Source organism: Streptomyces sp. NBC_00887, from assembly GCF_045207585.1.
The window spans coordinates 9,118,408-9,132,459 of record NZ_CP108788.1 but is presented as its reverse complement, the minus strand read 5'-3'; the positions used below and the strand labels follow the sequence as shown (position 1 = coordinate 9,132,459).

13 protein-coding genes and 2 pseudogenes are annotated in these 14,052 nt (G+C 70.3%); 6 read left to right on the top strand and 9 right to left on the bottom strand.

The features are described from left to right. Positions 1-31: 31 nt before the first annotated feature. On the bottom strand, positions 32-1,543 hold the full coding sequence (locus OG844_RS41635) for a cryptochrome/photolyase family protein (protein ID WP_406388116.1): 1,512 nt from the start codon (positions 1,541-1,543) through the stop codon (positions 32-34). 192 nt (positions 1,544-1,735) lie between these two features. Between OG844_RS41635 and OG844_RS41630 the strand changes: the two are divergent. Beyond that, a pseudogene (locus OG844_RS41630) lies at positions 1,736-2,047 on the top strand (hypothetical protein); the annotation flags it as partial. A 264-nt stretch (positions 2,048-2,311) separates the two neighbouring features. Here OG844_RS41630 and OG844_RS41625 read toward each other — a convergent pair. From OG844_RS41625 to OG844_RS41615, 3 genes are all read right to left on the bottom strand, one after another. Then, entirely contained in the window at positions 2,312-3,232 is a 921-nt protein-coding gene (locus OG844_RS41625; protein WP_406388117.1) for an anti-sigma factor RsbA family regulatory protein, read from the bottom strand. Beyond that, the gene (locus OG844_RS41620) at positions 3,232-3,528 is read right to left on the bottom strand and encodes an STAS domain-containing protein (RefSeq protein WP_406388118.1); all 297 of its coding nucleotides are present in this window, start codon (positions 3,526-3,528) and stop codon (positions 3,232-3,234) included. Before OG844_RS41620 ends, OG844_RS41625 begins: the two co-directional genes overlap by 1 nt. 93 nt (positions 3,529-3,621) lie before the next feature. After that, complete coding sequence (locus OG844_RS41615) at positions 3,622-3,765, bottom strand: hypothetical protein (RefSeq protein WP_406388119.1); 144 nt, start codon at positions 3,763-3,765, stop codon at positions 3,622-3,624. Between the two features lie 214 nt (positions 3,766-3,979). On the opposite strand from OG844_RS41615, the pseudogene OG844_RS41610 reads away from it, so the two are divergent. Both OG844_RS41610 and OG844_RS41605 read left to right on the top strand, forming a co-directional pair. Continuing rightward, positions 3,980-4,437, top strand: a pseudogene (locus OG844_RS41610) (YhjD/YihY/BrkB family envelope integrity protein); the annotation flags it as partial. A gap of 338 nt (positions 4,438-4,775) precedes the next feature. Then, positions 4,776-6,176, top strand: a complete 1,401-nt coding sequence (locus OG844_RS41605; RefSeq protein ID WP_406388120.1) for an MFS transporter — start codon at positions 4,776-4,778, stop codon at positions 6,174-6,176. A 67-nt stretch (positions 6,177-6,243) separates the two neighbouring features. Here the strand turns inward: OG844_RS41605 and OG844_RS41600 are convergent, their stop codons facing one another. The 4 genes from OG844_RS41600 to OG844_RS41585 are packed head-to-tail and all read right to left on the bottom strand — an operon-like array spanning position 6,244 to position 9,819. Further along, positions 6,244-6,729, bottom strand: coding sequence for an NUDIX hydrolase (locus OG844_RS41600; protein WP_406388122.1), 486 nt, complete (start codon positions 6,727-6,729; stop codon positions 6,244-6,246). A 9-nt stretch (positions 6,730-6,738) separates the two neighbouring features. Next, positions 6,739-8,361, bottom strand: coding sequence for an apolipoprotein N-acyltransferase (gene lnt / locus OG844_RS41595; protein ID WP_406388124.1), 1,623 nt, complete (start codon positions 8,359-8,361; stop codon positions 6,739-6,741). A 51-nt stretch (positions 8,362-8,412) separates the two neighbouring features. After that, entirely contained in the window at positions 8,413-8,973 is a 561-nt protein-coding gene (locus OG844_RS41590; RefSeq protein WP_406388125.1) for a hypothetical protein, read from the bottom strand. Positions 8,974-9,033: 60 nt separating this feature from the next. After that, positions 9,034-9,819, bottom strand: a complete 786-nt coding sequence (locus OG844_RS41585) for a glutamate racemase (RefSeq protein WP_406388127.1) — start codon at positions 9,817-9,819, stop codon at positions 9,034-9,036. 58 nt (positions 9,820-9,877) lie between these two features. Here OG844_RS41585 and OG844_RS41580 point away from each other — a divergent pair, with 58 nt between their 5' ends. Beyond that, complete coding sequence (locus OG844_RS41580) at positions 9,878-11,059, top strand: glycosyltransferase (RefSeq protein WP_406388128.1); 1,182 nt, start codon at positions 9,878-9,880, stop codon at positions 11,057-11,059. Between the two features lie 37 nt (positions 11,060-11,096). Here the strand turns inward: OG844_RS41580 and OG844_RS41575 are convergent, their stop codons facing one another. Next, a complete protein-coding gene (locus OG844_RS41575) occupies positions 11,097-12,404 on the bottom strand; it encodes a TerD family protein (RefSeq protein ID WP_406388129.1) in 1,308 nt (435 codons plus the stop codon). 257 nt (positions 12,405-12,661) lie between these two features. Between OG844_RS41575 and OG844_RS41570 the strand changes: the two genes are divergently transcribed. Both OG844_RS41570 and OG844_RS41565 read left to right on the top strand, forming a co-directional pair. Continuing rightward, entirely contained in the window at positions 12,662-13,132 is a 471-nt protein-coding gene (locus OG844_RS41570) for a DUF6643 family protein (RefSeq protein ID WP_351176576.1), read from the top strand. 46 nt (positions 13,133-13,178) lie between these two features. After that, on the top strand, positions 13,179-14,003 hold the full coding sequence (locus OG844_RS41565; protein ID WP_406388131.1) for an MOSC domain-containing protein: 825 nt from the start codon (positions 13,179-13,181) through the stop codon (positions 14,001-14,003). Positions 14,004-14,052: the final 49 nt, after the last annotated feature.

Sequence of the window (14,052 nt, the reverse complement as noted above, 5' to 3'; positions counted from 1 at the left end):
CCTCTCCACATGTGGGTCGTGCCGAAGGGTGTCAGTCGCGGCGGTGACGCTCCTGTTCCAGCAGGGCGTCGAGATCGCGGAGCCGGTCCAGCCCCCGCACCGCCTGGGTCATCCGTGCGTTACGTTCGAACCGGTCGCGGTGGCGGTGCAGGAGGTTCCAGTACCCGGCGGTGAAGGGGCAGGCGTCATCACCGACCCTTACGGACGGCTCGTACCGGCAGGGTCCGCAGAAATCGCTCATGCGGTCGATGTACGCGCCTCCGGACGTGTAGGGCTTGGTGGTCATGCGGCCCCCGTCCGCGTACTGCGACATGCCCACCACGTTCGGGACCATGACCCAGTCGTAGCCGTCGACGAAGCTGCGGTGGAACCAGTCGGTGACCGCCCGGGGCTCCCACCCCCGTTGCAGGGCAAAGCTGCCCAGAATCATCAGGCGGGGGATGTGGTGTGTCCAGCCGGTCGTTCTGACCTGTTCCAGGACGTGGGTGAGGCAGTTCGCCTCCGTGCCGTCCGGGGACAGTTCCGTGAACCAGTCAGGCAGTCCCTCGTGGTGGCCCAAGGCGTTGCTCGCCCGGTATCGCGTCCCGAAGTGCCAGTAGACGTGCCAGACGAACTCACGCCATCCGGCGATCTGTCTCACGAATCCCTCGGCGCTGTTGAGTGGCACATCGCCGGATCGCCATTGCGCCTCCGCCCGTTCGACGCATTCCGCAGGGTCCAGCAGGCCGAGGTTGAGCGACGAGGAGAGCAGGCTGTGGCTCATCGTCGCGTCCCCGGCGAGAACCGCGTCCTCATACGCGCCGAACGTGGCGAGCCGGTGGTCCACGAAGCGGCGGAGCGCGGCCAGCGCCTCCCGGCGGGTGGCGGGGAACAGGCGGGGCGCGTCCTCACCGACGAACTCGACGTCCCCGTCACGGGACCAGCGGTCGAGGTCGGACCGCACCTCGGTGTCGATGTCGCTCTCCCGGGGGCGATAGGCCGCCGGAACGCCAAGATCGGTGGCGCCGCGCGGCGGGGGCTGCCGGTTGTCGTGGTCCAGGTTCCACCGGCCGCCGACGGGACGGTCGCCTTCCATCAGCAGGTCGTGCATCTGGCGGACCCACCGGTAGAAGTCCTCCTGCCGGAGGTGTTTCGTGCCGCGTCCGGCGGCCCAGTCCCTGAATTCGTCGTGCGTCACGAGAAAACCGCGCGCCGGCAGAACGCTCACGGAAGGCAGCGCGCGCACGAAGGCGTGGGCAGCGTGGGACGTGGGATGGTGCACGGTCACCGGGCCGTCCCCCACCGCCTCGCGCAGACCCTGACGGTATGTGTCCGCCTTGACGTACCGCACGCGGTCGCCGAGTTCGGCGGCTCGATGCCGCATCGCGGAGAGGACCAGGTGGGCCTTCGCACGGTGGAACCGCCGTCGTCGGAAGACGCTGCGGGCCTCGATCATGAGCAGCGGCGCGTTCCGCTGCGGACCGCCCCGCGCCGGATCGACGAAATGGGGACCGAGCTGATCGCCGAACAGCCAATGGGTGGCGCCGGACTCTTCCTCAGCCATTCCGAGCGCTCCCTCGACGAACATCCAGGATTTCCGGGCACAGGCCGATCGGGCTGCTCACGTGGGTCTCGTTTCAGTCGCGGGTAAGGTCCTCGCATCAACGACACAGGCCCTTTCCAGGATGCGAACTGCAGGGCCGCACTGCCGACCGAACCTCGGCCCACCCCGCGGTCGTGCCCTTCGCTGGACTGAGTGAGGCGGGCCTCCTCCGGGGAGAGCTGGGCGTTCAGTTCTGCGCCGCGGTCCCGCTCACCGCCCACGACGGGTACAACCTGGGCACCGTCAACATCACTCAGCCCCGGCCGTGGTGCCGGGCCTGGAGGCGGCGGCGCACTACAACGTCGCGCCTCTCCGGGGAACGTGGCGGGGCTTCTCCTATCTGTTCCCGCTCGACGGCGCCGCTGGGGGTTCTTGCCCGATGACGAGTGCGGCAAGGGAATCGCGGCCGCCGCAGTGACCTCGCCGACCCGCTATGCCCTGCGGGCCGCAGCCGCCTACGACCCCGATGGGGTAACCGTCCTTGGCAATCTGAATACCGTCCTCGCTCACGAGTACACCGGGGAGGACCCTCGCTCCTCACGGCCCGCTCCGGTCTCCTCACCCCCGCCCTACAGGCCTCACCCTTACCCTGGCCGTCCCCGCCGCCCCGTTGGTGCGTTCACCCATTGCCATCCACAAGGTGCCGCGAGCGCTCGGCCCCGGCGCCCCGTCCACGCCGCACGCCGCACGCCGCACGCCGCACGCCGCTCGCCGGGAGGGTCGCGGCTGTCAGTTCGCGAAGTAGAAGCGGATCGCGGTGCCTTCCGGGCTGGTGTGAACGCGGACCAGGTCGGCGAGGTAGTGAACCATCAGCAGACCCCGGCCGCCGAGCTGCTCCCGCGCGGCCGGGCGACGGCCTGCCAGCGGGTCACTCAGCTGCCCTGCGTCTGTCACCTCGCACAGAACCTGACCGTCCTGCGACCAGACCCATACGGTGCCCGACCCGCCACCATGCACGACGCTGTTGGTGGTCAGCTCGGCAACGGCCAGGGCGAAGTCGTCCAAACGCTCACCCGCGAGCCCCAGACGCCTGGCCCGCCCCACCGCGAACTCGCGTGCGGAGGGGAGGAGCTCGGCATCGAACACGTAGGCCAAGGTGTCCCACGGAGGGGCCAGCGGCTGGTTGTAGGTGGCGACGATGAGGTCGGGGTCGTAGCTGCGGCTTTGTTCCTCACGTCCTGCGTCGACAATCACGGGATGCGTGGCGTACGCGTCGGCGAGCACCGTGGCATCGAGCCGGACGGCGTCGTAGGGGCAGACGATGGTCACGTCGCGGCCGCGGAACGCAACGTTGATCAACGCCTCGTGCTGAACGCAGGCCGGGTACTCGGCCGCAGTACGGCCTGGCCAGATCGGTTCACCGATGATGCGCACCCGGCTGATGGGGTGGGCGTCGGCAAAGGCCCGCAGCACCTTGGGAATGATCCGGCCTGGGTTGCGCCCGGCCTCGTTCATGTCGATGAGTCGCACTGCCTCGGCGTCCGCACCGAGTTCCGCACGCAGCAGCGCGAGTTTGGGGCCAGGGACGGCCACCGCCACCGGCTCGCCCGCGGCGAGACCGTCCTGGATGAATGGCACAGTCCCGGCCAGGTACTCCTGGACATCCCGGTAGAACAGCGCCGGGTGGACGAACGAATCAGCCGCATCCATTACTTCGTCACCTCGATCGCTGACAGGTCGGCCCAGAACAGCTCCAATGCGCGCCGCAGCGGGCGCGGGGGCGCCTTGAGGACCATACGGCGTCCTATGCCAAGCTGCTGGGCTGCAACCGCCACCGCAGACGCGCCCGCGACGTCGACGAACGTCACGCAGGACAGGTCCAGATAGACGTCGCCGCTCCCGCCGACCAAACCCTCCAAAGCGTGCTCCCACGCAGCGCGGGTGGTCAGCGTGACCTCGCCGGACGCGTGCACTCCCGGTGGATCCGTCAGGGAACGGATCTCCAACGCGGCTGTCCTCGGCTGCGACGATGCCGCCAGAGAATCCCCACCGTGTGAGTCGTCCACCCTGTGACCTCCACAGACCTCAGTACCGCGGCATCATCCCACGACTGCGAGGCTCCAGGCCCACAGCATCCGGTAGCGGAGTTTCGTGGGCTCCCCGGCGGCCGGCTCGGCCTCCAGCAGGAGGATTTCGTCCAGGCGCGGACCTCGATCGCGGTCGGCGACAGCCAGCGTCCCCACTGATCACGCCAGCCGAACTTCATCTGGCCGTAGGGATCAGCTGTGCGCCGGCAGACAGCGGGCTCCTCGGTTCCACAGCGTGGTAACCGATGATCTCCTGTGAAGCCTGCTTGACCGGCGGTTCCGCCAGGTCGGGGGCAACGGGCTGCCGGCCACACGTCAGGTACGGAGTCATGCCGCCGAGCCTGGTCCTTGCCTCGGCGGCGAGGACTGCCTTTCCCCCGCTCTACCGGTTCTCGTCTCCTGGTTCGGCATCGCGGGCACGGAAACGACGCAGACGGGCGCGGCACGTGACGTCCTCGAGAACGCGGTGACCCAGCTGCAGTCCAGCAGTGGACCGGCTGGGTGATGGCGATCGTGGGTCTCGCAGCAGCCTTGTGGTCTGCGTCTGGTTACATGGCCGCGTTCATCCGGACCTCCAACGCCGTGCACGACCTGCCCGAGGGGCGCCCGGCCTGGAAGGTGCTCCCGGTCCGCGTCGGCTTGACTCCGGTGCTGATGGTGCTGGCCTGCGTCAGTGCCTTGATTGTCGTGCTCTCGGGCGGGCTCGCCCGTCGGCTCGGCACCGCGCTGGGAATCGGCGACACGGCCATGACCGTCTGGGCCATCACAGAATGGCCCGTCTTGGTCGTATTGGTGACCATCATGCTGGTGATCCTGTACTGGGCGGCCCGACAGCCCGTGACTGCGCCCGCATCCTGACGGGGTGGGCCGACCCGGCCCAGCTCGCGATCGTCCCGTCGTCGGCGTCCGCCCTGCGTTTCGTCCCGCGTTGTTGGTTCCAGTGCTGCGGCCGCCGCAACCCGGACCGTGTTGGACAGTGCAACTCGGACTGCCCTGTCCCGTCCCACTCTCACAAGACGGAAACAGGCCGCAGCACCTCCCCGTAGCGCCCGCCCGCACACCCGCGACCTGAACTATGGTGTCCCGCCACATACGCCCCTGACCTGCCCCTTCCTACGGTATGGCGACACAGACACGTCCCCGCCAACCGTCCGGAAGTGGTATCCATGGCCGCCCCAGCAACCGCTCCCCCACCCCCCTCGAACCTCCGCCGCGTCGTCGCGGCGAGTCTCGTCGGGACCACCGTGGAGTGGTACGACTTCTTCCTTTACGGATCGGCTGCCGCGCTGGTCTTCAACAAGCTGTTCTTCCCCGGATCCGAACCGCTCGTCGGAACCCTGCTCGCCTTCCTCACCTACGCGGTCGGTTTCGCCGCCCGGCCTCTCGGGGCCCTGGTGTTCGGGCATTACGGTGACCGGCTGGGCCGCAAGAAGCTGCTGGTGCTGAGCCTCTTGCTGATGGGTGGCGCGACCTTCGCCATCGGGCTCCTGCCCACACACGCCACCATCGGTCTGGCCGCCCCCGTCCTGCTCACCGTTCTGCGGCTGGTGCAGGGCTTCGCCCTCGGCGGCGAATGGGGCGGGGCCGTGCTGCTCGTCTCGGAGCACGGTGATGCAAAGAGGCGGGGGTTCTGGGCGTCATGGCCCCAGACCGGAGCACCCGCGGGGCAGCTGCTCGCCACCGGGGTGCTCTCCGCGCTCACCGCGCTGATGTCCGACTCCGCCTTCGAGGCGTGGGGCTGGCGCATCCCCTTCCTGCTCTCCGGGGTCCTCGTGATTCTCGGCTTGTGGATTCGTCTCTCTGTCGATGAATCACCGGTGTTCAAGGCCGCCCTGGCCCAGGCCGAGCAGCGCAGGACCGCGGCTGCGACGGCCGAGAAGATGCCGCTCGTCGCCGTGCTCCGTGATCACTGGCGGGATGTGCTCATCGCCATGGGCGCCCGGATGGCCGAGAACATCAGCTACTACGTGATCACCGCGTTCATCCTCGTGTACGCGACCACGTCCGCGGACCTGAGCAAGCAGACGGCGCTCAACGCCGTGCTCATCGCGTCCGCCGTGCACTTCGCCGTGATCCCGGCCTGGGGCGCGCTGTCCGACCGCATCGGACGCAGGCCGGTCTATCTGGTCGGCGCGACAGGCGTGGGCCTGTGGATGTTCCCGTTCTTCGCGCTGATCGACAGCCGGAGCTTCGGGAGCCTGCTGCTCGCCGTCACCGTGGGGCTGGTCTTCCACGGCGCGATGTACGCACCCCAGGCGGCGTTCTTCTCGGAGATGTTCTCGACGCGCATGCGCTACTCGGGTGCGTCGATCGGAGCACAGTTCTCGTCGGTCGCCGCGGGTGCGCCGGCGCCGCTCATCGCCACGGCCCTGCTCGCGGAGTTCGGCAGTTCGACGCCCATCTCCCTGTACGTCATCGCGGCCGCGCTGATCACGGTACTGGCGATCGTCTGCGCCAAGGAGACGCGGAACAGGGACCTCAGCGACATCGACGCGGATGCCGGAAAGGGTGCCGGAGACGTCCCGGGTGCCCGGACCGCGCTGCCTGCCGACTCCCGCACCACCTGAGCCGTTCACGCCGAGGGGCCGGCCACCACCTGTCGGGTGGTGGCCGGCCCCTCGGCGTCGTGCCGCGTCAGACGCCGGGCTCGGGCGTGGGTTCGAACCAGGTGGGGCCGTCGGTGAGGGCATGCTTGATCCGGAACAGGGAGAACTCGTTGAGCGGCGGCAGGGAGTCGACGGGGAACCACGCCACTTCCAGCGACTCGTCGTCGTTCACCCGTGCCTCGCCGCCGGTGGCGCGGCAGCGGAAGGTGATGTCGAGGTACTGGCAACGGTCGCCGTTGTCGTACTGCACGGGCTGCAGCGCCTGGGTGAGCACCACCCTCTCCGCGACGCAGTGCACGGCGGTCTCCTCGTACACCTCCCGTTCCGCGGTCGCCGCGGGCTCCTCACCGGGCTCGGAGATGCCGCCGATGACGGCCCACATGCCCGTGTCGGACCGTCGTCCGAGCAGGACTCGGCCCTCGTCGTCGAAGACGATCGCGGTGACGCCCGGCAGCAGGAGCAACTGGTGTCCGGCGGTGGCGCGGATCTCGCGGATGAAGTCGGGAGTAGCCATGCGGCGAGCCTACGTGGCCGCGGGGGAGGTCCCGGGGCGTGCCCTCCGGTCGTTCCTGGCACGCGCGGAACGGACCGTCACCCAGCCGAGGCCGGCCACCGCGAGCAGCGCGAGGATGCCTTCGGGCAGGGGGCCCATCCGCGTGGCGGGGGTGAGCGAGGACCGCAGCGGCACCTCGTCGACCAGGGCGTCCGCGGTGAACATCCCGGTCTTCTGCACGATCGTGCCGTCCGGCCGGATCACCGCGCTGACCCCGCTGGTGACGGGCACGACGACCGCCCGGCCGTGTTCGACCGCACGCACCTGGGACATCGCCAGCTGCTGGTAGGTCATCTCGCTGCGCCCGAAGGTCGCGTTGTTGCTCGGCACGGCGATCAGCTGGCCACCGTTCTTGACGGTGTCGCGCACGGCGTCGTCGAAGGCCGCCTCGTAGCAGGTGACGAGCCCCACCTTGGTGCCCGCCAGATCGAACACGCCGACCCTGCTGCCGGGTCCGAAGTCGCGCTGCACCCGGTCGACGTCCTTGCTGAAGATCCGCACGAAGGACCGCATGGGCATGTACTCGCCGAACGGCTGGATGTGCCGCTTGTCGTACGTGTCCACGGGGCCGCTGTCCGGGTCCCACTCGATGAGGGTGTTGCGGAGGTTTCCCGTGTCGGGCGCGAGCACGGCACCGATGACGGTGGGGGCACCGATGGCCTTCACCGCCTTGTCGATCACGTCGCGGGCGTCGGCGTTGCGGTAAGGGTCGAGATCGGAGGAGTTCTCCGGCCACAGGACGAAGTCCGGCTGGGGCACCTTCCCCGCCTTCACCTCCTGGGCCAGCTGCTCCGTGCGCTTGGCGTGGTTGTCCAGCACCTGGCGGCGCTGGGAGTTGAAGTCGAGCCCCAGGCGCGGCACGTTGCCCTGGACGGCGGCGACCGTCGCGGTGCCGTCCTCGGCGGAGTCGTCGACGAGCGGCAGGGCCGCGAGGGCGGCGACGACCGGGACCGCGACGGCTGCCGCGGCCGCCGCGACGGCGATGCGGGGCACCGTGCCGGTGGCGCGGTACGCGCGGATCTGTCGCAGGGCTTCGAAGAGTCCGAAGCCGCACAGCACCACGGCGAAGGAGAGCAGGGGGGTTCCGCCCAGCGCGGCGAGCGGCAGGAACACGCTGTCCGCCTGGCCGAAGGCGATCCTGCCCCAGGGGAAGCCGCCGAACGGCACGCGGGCGCGGACCGCTTCGTCGAGGGCCCAGACCGCGGCAGCCCAGAAGGGCCAGTACGCGAGCCGGGAGACCGCGGCGATCCCCACGCAGCCCACGGCGATGAACACCGCTTCGGCGAGCGCCAGGGCGAGCCACGGGACGGGGCCGACCTCTTCGCCCGTCCAGTGCAGCAGCGGGAGCATGAAGCCGAGACCGGCCAGGAGGCCGAGGCCCAGCGCGGCGCGCAGCCTGCGCGCGAAAAGGACCCATCCCAGCAGGGCGAACCCGGGCAGGACCAGCCACCACAGGGGCCGGGGCGGGAAGCTCGCGTAGAGCAGCGCACCGGACAGGACGGCTGCGGCCGGCCGGACGAGCCGCGGCCACAGCTTCCTGCTGCGGGGCGCGGGGGCGGACGGCGGTTCGACTGTGGTGATGGTGGCGCTCACCTGGCGGAGTCTACGGTGGGCGGCTGTGGGAGCGGCATCCCGCTCCGGCCGTTACGACTCCGCGGACCCGGTGGCGCTCAGGTGCAGCCGGTCGCGGATGAACCGTACAGCCGCTTCGGCGTTGTCCACCGTGACGGTGAAGGTCCTGCCGTCGCCGAGTCTCAGCACCAGCCCCTCGCCCCGGCGCACCACCACGGCGGTTCCCTGCTCGGGGCGCCAGCGGTAGCCCCAGCCGCCCCATTGGCGCGGGGTGACCTGGGGGGCGAAGTCCGCACCGACCACATGGGTGAGCAGGATCCGGCGCCTGGGCAGTCCGATGTGGCCGCAACGTACCTCGAGGGCGTCGCCGTCGACCTTGACGGCCACGTGGACGAAGGCGAGGGTCCCGAACAGGATCAGCAGTCCGGCGGCGAGACAGCCGATGACCGACATGAGCAGGGGGGCGATTCCGGCACTCCAGGCCGAATCGACAGCGAGTTCGATGCCCAGCGCCAGGCATCCCGCTCCGGCGGCGGCGAGCAGCCACTGGAAGCGGTTGCGGGCCCGGCCCGTCCAGATCGTGGCCGGGGCCTGGCTCGAACCGTGCCTCGCACTGCCGGGGTGGTCCGTCATGCCAAGCAGCGTACCCACGTTCCGCGTCCCGGGGAGCGGCTGCAGAGCCGGGCGGGACGGTCAGAGCGCGGGGCTGACGGCCTTGAGGAGCAGGCCCTCCGCGTACGCCAGTGCGGGTTCGGGCAGGTCGGCGGCGTGTCCGCCGAGGAGGACCGCGAGGGTGCCGACCGGTTCGGCCGACGGAGCGGGTGCGAAGCCGATACGGCGCAGCGCCTGTGTGGCGACCGCCACGGCTGAGCCGTGCAGGACGACCTGCGGCAGGCCGGGCTGCTGCACGGCGGCGCGGATGCGCTCGGCCACCAGCTCGTAGTGGGTACAGCCCAGGACCACGTCCGTCACGCCGGGCGGGGTGAGGGCGGCGGCAGCGGCCACCGCACGGTCGATCCCCGCTTCGTCCGCGTGCTGTACGGCGTCGGCCAGCCCGGGGCAGGGAACTTCGGTGACGTCCACCGACCGGGCGAAGTCTCGGATCAGCCCGCGCTGGTAGGGGCTCCCGGTGGTGGCCGGGGTGGCCCAGATGGCGACGGTGCCGCCGCCCGCCGCGGCGGGCTTGATCGCGGGGACCGTGCCGATGACCGGCAGTCCGGGTTCCAGTTCGGCCCGCAGGGCCGGCAGCGCGTGGACGGACGCGGTGTTGCAGGCGACGATCAGGGCGTCCGGCCGGTGGGCCGCGGCCGCGCGTGCCACGGCGAGCGCGCGATCGGTCACGTCCTCAGGAGTACGGGGTCCCCAGGGCATCGAGCCGGGGTCCGAGGACAGCACCAGATCGGCGTCGGGCCGAATCCGGCGCACCACGGCAGCGGCGGCGAGCAGGCCGATTCCCGAGTCCATCAGTGCGATCTTCACCCGGTCACCATAGTCGACAGCCCTTGCGGCGCCGCCGAAGTGGGGCAGACTTCGGCGGATGAGCGCCGTTGCCTGGATCGCCGTGGGTTCGCTGGTCGTGTGGGTGTGGCTGCTGCTGGGGCAGGGGTTCTTCTGGCGGACCGACCAGCGGCTCCCCAGGCGTGCCGACCCGGTGCGCTGGCCCTCGGTCGCCGTCGTCGTGCCCGCCAGGGACGAGGCCGAGATGCTGCCTGTCAGCCTCCCGTCGCTGCTCGCCCAGGACTATCCGGGGGACACGGAGATCTTCCTGGTCGACGACTGCAGCGAGGACGGCACGGGTGAGCTCGCGCGTGCGCTGTCGGTGAAGCACGGGGGGCTGCCGCTGACGGTGGTGTCGCCGGGTGAGCCCGAGTCCGGCTGGACGGGCAAGCTCTGGGCCCTGAGGCACGGAATCGCGCTGGCCCGGCAGCGGAAGCCGGAGTTCCTGCTGCTGACCGACGCGGACATCGCGCACGAGCCGGACAGTTTGAGGGAGCTGGTCGCCGCGGCCGGGGACGAGGGGGCGGGCGGCTTCGATCTCGTTTCGCAGATGGCACGACTCAGGGTGACGAGCACCTGGGAACGGCTCGTCGTGCCGGCCTTCGTCTACTTCTTCGGGCAGCTCTACCCCTTCCGCCGGGTCAACCGGGCGGGTACCCGGACGGCGGCCGCGGCGGGCGGCTGCGTGCTGCTGCGCACCGGGGCCGCCGAACGGGCACGCATCCCCGAGTCCATCCGGCAGGCGGTGATCGACGACGTGTCGCTGGCGCGGGCGGTGCAGCGCAGCGGCGGCCGGATCTGGCTGGGGCTCGCGGAGCGGGTGGACAGTGCGCGGCCCTATCCGCGGCTCGCGGATCTGTGGCAGATGGTTTCGCGCAGTGCGTACGCGCAGTTGCGGCACAGTCCGCTGCTGCTGGCCGGGACCGTTCTCGGGCTGGGTCTCGTCTACGTCGCACCGCCGGTGACGCTCGCGGCCGGGCTGCTGACGGGCGATACGGTGGCCGCGTGGGCGGGGGCGGCGGCGTGGGCCGTGATGGCGGGGACGTACATGCCGATGCTCGGGTACTACCGTCAGTCGCTGTGGCTGGCGCCGCTCCTGCCGTTCACCGCCGTCCTCTACCTCCTGATGACGGTGGACTCGGCGGTCCAGCACTACCGCGGACGCGGTGCGGCCTGGAAGGGGCGTACGTACGCCCGCCCCGAGGCCGCACCTGAGCCCTGAGCCCGGCCGTGGGAGGCCGGGCTCCATGGGCCGGGGGTCACTTGCGGCCGGGGGTCCAGTTCATTCCCCAGCCGTAGGCGGCGTCGATGGTCCGCTGGGGGCTCACCCCGCGCTGTGGGACGAGATAGCGTGCCTCCCGCTGCACCGTGAGCTCTCCCCCGTTGTTGGTGATCAGCGCGAGAGCGCAAACGGTGGAGGGCACGGTGCATTCGTCGAGAGAGAAGTCGATCGCCGCTCCGTTCTGTGGCTGCAGAGTGACGGTGGCATGCAGATCGGCGAAACTCCGGGCGCCTTCGTAGATGGTTACGAAGATCAGAACGCGGCGCAGCCGGTCCTTGTGGTCGAGGTTGACTGTGAGGTTCTCGCCGGTGGAGAGCGCGCCGGTGCGGTCGTCACCGTCGAGGTGGATAAAGGGGGGCCGGCTGAGATCACCGAAGGCGTTTCCCAGCGCCTGCACAACTCCCTTGCTTCCGTCGGTGAGTTCGTAGAGTGCGCAGAGATCGAGATCGAGGTCGGCGTGCATGGCGACGGCCCTGCCGAGTTTCGCGCCCCAGCTCTTGAACTGCTTGCGCACTTCCCAGTTGAGATTGACGCGCAGGGCCCCGGAGGTTCCGCCCTGTTTCGACAGGGAGACGGACGGCGCCTCCTTCGTCAGGGTGACCTTGGTCAGCCTCACCGGCTGCGTGACGGGGGGTGCGGCGGGAGGCGCGACCTGCGGGGCGGGAGCGGCCTGAGGTGCGCGGTAGGGCGCCGGGGGCGCCTGCGCCGGCTGCGGGTGGGGGGCCTGCTGAGGTGGTGCCGACTGCTGCGGTTCGTCGACGGAGATACCGAAGTCCGTCGCCAGACCTCCGAGTCCGGTGTCGTACCCCTGTCCTACGGCCCGGAACTTCCATGCGCCCTGCCGCAGGTACAGCTCGCCGAGGATGAACGCGGTCTCGACCGTCGCGTCCGCGCTCTCGAAGCGCGCGATCTCGGAGCCGCTCGCCGAGTCCACGATCCGCACGTAGAGGCCTGTCACCCGGCCGAAGGTGCCGCCGTCCGCCGAGGCCACGACGACCACGCGGTCGATCGCCGGCTCCACCGCGGCGAAGTCGACCACGAGGCTGTCCGTGACCGCGTCACCGGCCGTCCGCTTGCCCTCGTGGCGCACCGCGCCGGATGCGTGGGCCGGCTGGTTGTAAAAGACGAAGTCCGCGTCGTTGCGTACCTTTCCCGACACGAGAAGGAGCGCCGAGGCATCCACGTCCGGCGCCCCTGGGGAGGTTCGCCAGCCCAATTCGACCTGTACGACCTGAGCCGGCACAGGAACATTGGTTCCCTTTTGCATGGTCATGCTCGCCCCCATCACGAGTCCGGCTGCCCGGAGAGTTTCACGACAACCTAATCCCCGGCCCGCCGGGGAGCCCACAGTACGGCGGAGACTGCTCCCCGCGACCCGCCGGTAACCCCCCGTGAACTCGCTCTTTACACGATCACAGCGTGGCTCGGTGCCCCTTTTTGCCAAGTTCGCTCGCATTGGGGAACGCGGTTCCCTCACAACGCGTAAAACAACCCTCTTATCGGACTCCCCAACCAGCACATCGTGGGCTTAACTTATGTGTCATGACCTCCCCCCGCTCCACCTACGGCGGCGGCTACTACGCCGCGCCGTCGTTCCCCGACACCCCGATCTACGACTCCCTGGTCGCCGAGCGGGGTACTCCTCAGATCGCACCGATCCGAGTCCCCGCCGCGTACGACACGGGCAACAGTTATCTGCCGGCCCTGCCGTCGTCGCTTCCCGCCCTGCCCGCGGCCCCGTCCAGCGGGTCGTACGGCTACCCGCAGCAGGCGCCGCAGCCGCAGTACCAGAACGCGGGCATGCAGCACGCGCCGATGCAGCCCGCACACCTGCAGCACGCGCCGGCCCCGTACATCCCGCAGCAGCCCTCGGCGCCCCGCGGCTACCAGCAGCAGCCGCAGCGCCCCGGCACGGGTTACGAGTCGATGCGCCCGGCATCGCCCCGGCCCGCCCCGACTCCGTCCCCGTACGAGGACCCGTACAACCGTCCGTATCAGGGCCGGGGGTACTGAGCAGGCGCTCCTGCCCGCTGCCGGATACGACTGGCAAACTGGACGCATGGTCTCTCCCGTACTCAGGGCTGTCCACGTCCACCCGGTCAAGTCGCTGGCAGCGTGCGCAGCCGAGCAGGCCGTCGTCGAGCCATGGGGACTCGACGGCGACCGTCGCTGGATGCTGATCGACGGCCGGGGCAAGGTGGTCACCCAGCGTCAGCAGCCCGGCATGGCCCAGCTGTCCGCGAGGCCCCTGCCAGGTGGCGGGGTGATCGTCTCGGCGCCGGGGAGTGCCCCGCTGACCGTGGACGTGCCGGAGCCGGTCTGCACCGTCGGCGCGGAGCTCTTCAGGGACAAGGTCGAGGTGGTGGAGGCGGCCGAGGCCGCGCACGCCTGGTTCGGCGCACGCCTCGGTGCGGAGGTCCGGCTCGTCCATCTCGACGCGCCGTCGCACCGCAGGCCCGTCGATCCGGTGTTCGGCCGCCCGGGTGAGACGGTTTCGTTCGCCGACGGCTACCCCCTCCTTCTCACCTCGAGTGCCTCGCTGGATGCGCTCAACGCACTCGTGGCCCGGGGTGACCACCCCGAAGAGGGCCCGCTGCCGATGAACCGCTTCCGGCCGAACGTGGTCGTGGACGGGACGGCCCCGTGGGCCGAGGACGACTGGGGCCGGATCGCCATCGGGGAGGTCGCCTTCCGCGTGGCGAAGCCCTGCGCCCGCTGCATCGTGACCACGACCGACCAGCGGACGTCGAAGCGCGGCAAGGAGCCCCTGCGTACGCTCGCCCGCCATCGTCTGGTGGGCAGGGATCTCCTTTTCGGCCAGAACCTGATCCCTGAAGGCACCGGGGTGATCCGGGTCGGGGACCCGGTGCGGATCCTCGGCTGAACGTCGGACCACCTCGCACCGGCCGGGAACTCACCGGAGCGTCCCGGGC

What these genes read in the sequence shown, in the direction of transcription:
- OG844_RS41635 (WP_406388116.1), bottom strand. Translation starts at nt 1,543, where the DNA reads ATGGCTGAGGAAGAGTCCGGCGCCACCCATTGGCTGTTCGGCGATCAG.
- OG844_RS41625 (WP_406388117.1), bottom strand. Translation starts at nt 3,232, where the DNA reads ATGGATGCGGCTGATTCGTTCGTCCACCCGGCGCTGTTCTACCGGGAT.
- OG844_RS41605 (WP_406388120.1), top strand. Translation starts at nt 4,776, where the DNA reads ATGGCCGCCCCAGCAACCGCTCCCCCACCCCCCTCGAACCTCCGCCGC.
- OG844_RS41600 (WP_406388122.1), bottom strand. Translation starts at nt 6,729, where the DNA reads ATGGCTACTCCCGACTTCATCCGCGAGATCCGCGCCACCGCCGGACAC.
- OG844_RS41590 (WP_406388125.1), bottom strand. Translation starts at nt 8,973, where the DNA reads ATGACGGACCACCCCGGCAGTGCGAGGCACGGTTCGAGCCAGGCCCCG.
- OG844_RS41580 (WP_406388128.1), top strand. Translation starts at nt 9,878, where the DNA reads ATGAGCGCCGTTGCCTGGATCGCCGTGGGTTCGCTGGTCGTGTGGGTG.
- OG844_RS41575 (WP_406388129.1), bottom strand. Translation starts at nt 12,404, where the DNA reads ATGGGGGCGAGCATGACCATGCAAAAGGGAACCAATGTTCCTGTGCCG.
- OG844_RS41570 (WP_351176576.1), top strand. Translation starts at nt 12,662, where the DNA reads ATGACCTCCCCCCGCTCCACCTACGGCGGCGGCTACTACGCCGCGCCG.
- OG844_RS41565 (WP_406388131.1), top strand. Translation starts at nt 13,179, where the DNA reads ATGGTCTCTCCCGTACTCAGGGCTGTCCACGTCCACCCGGTCAAGTCG.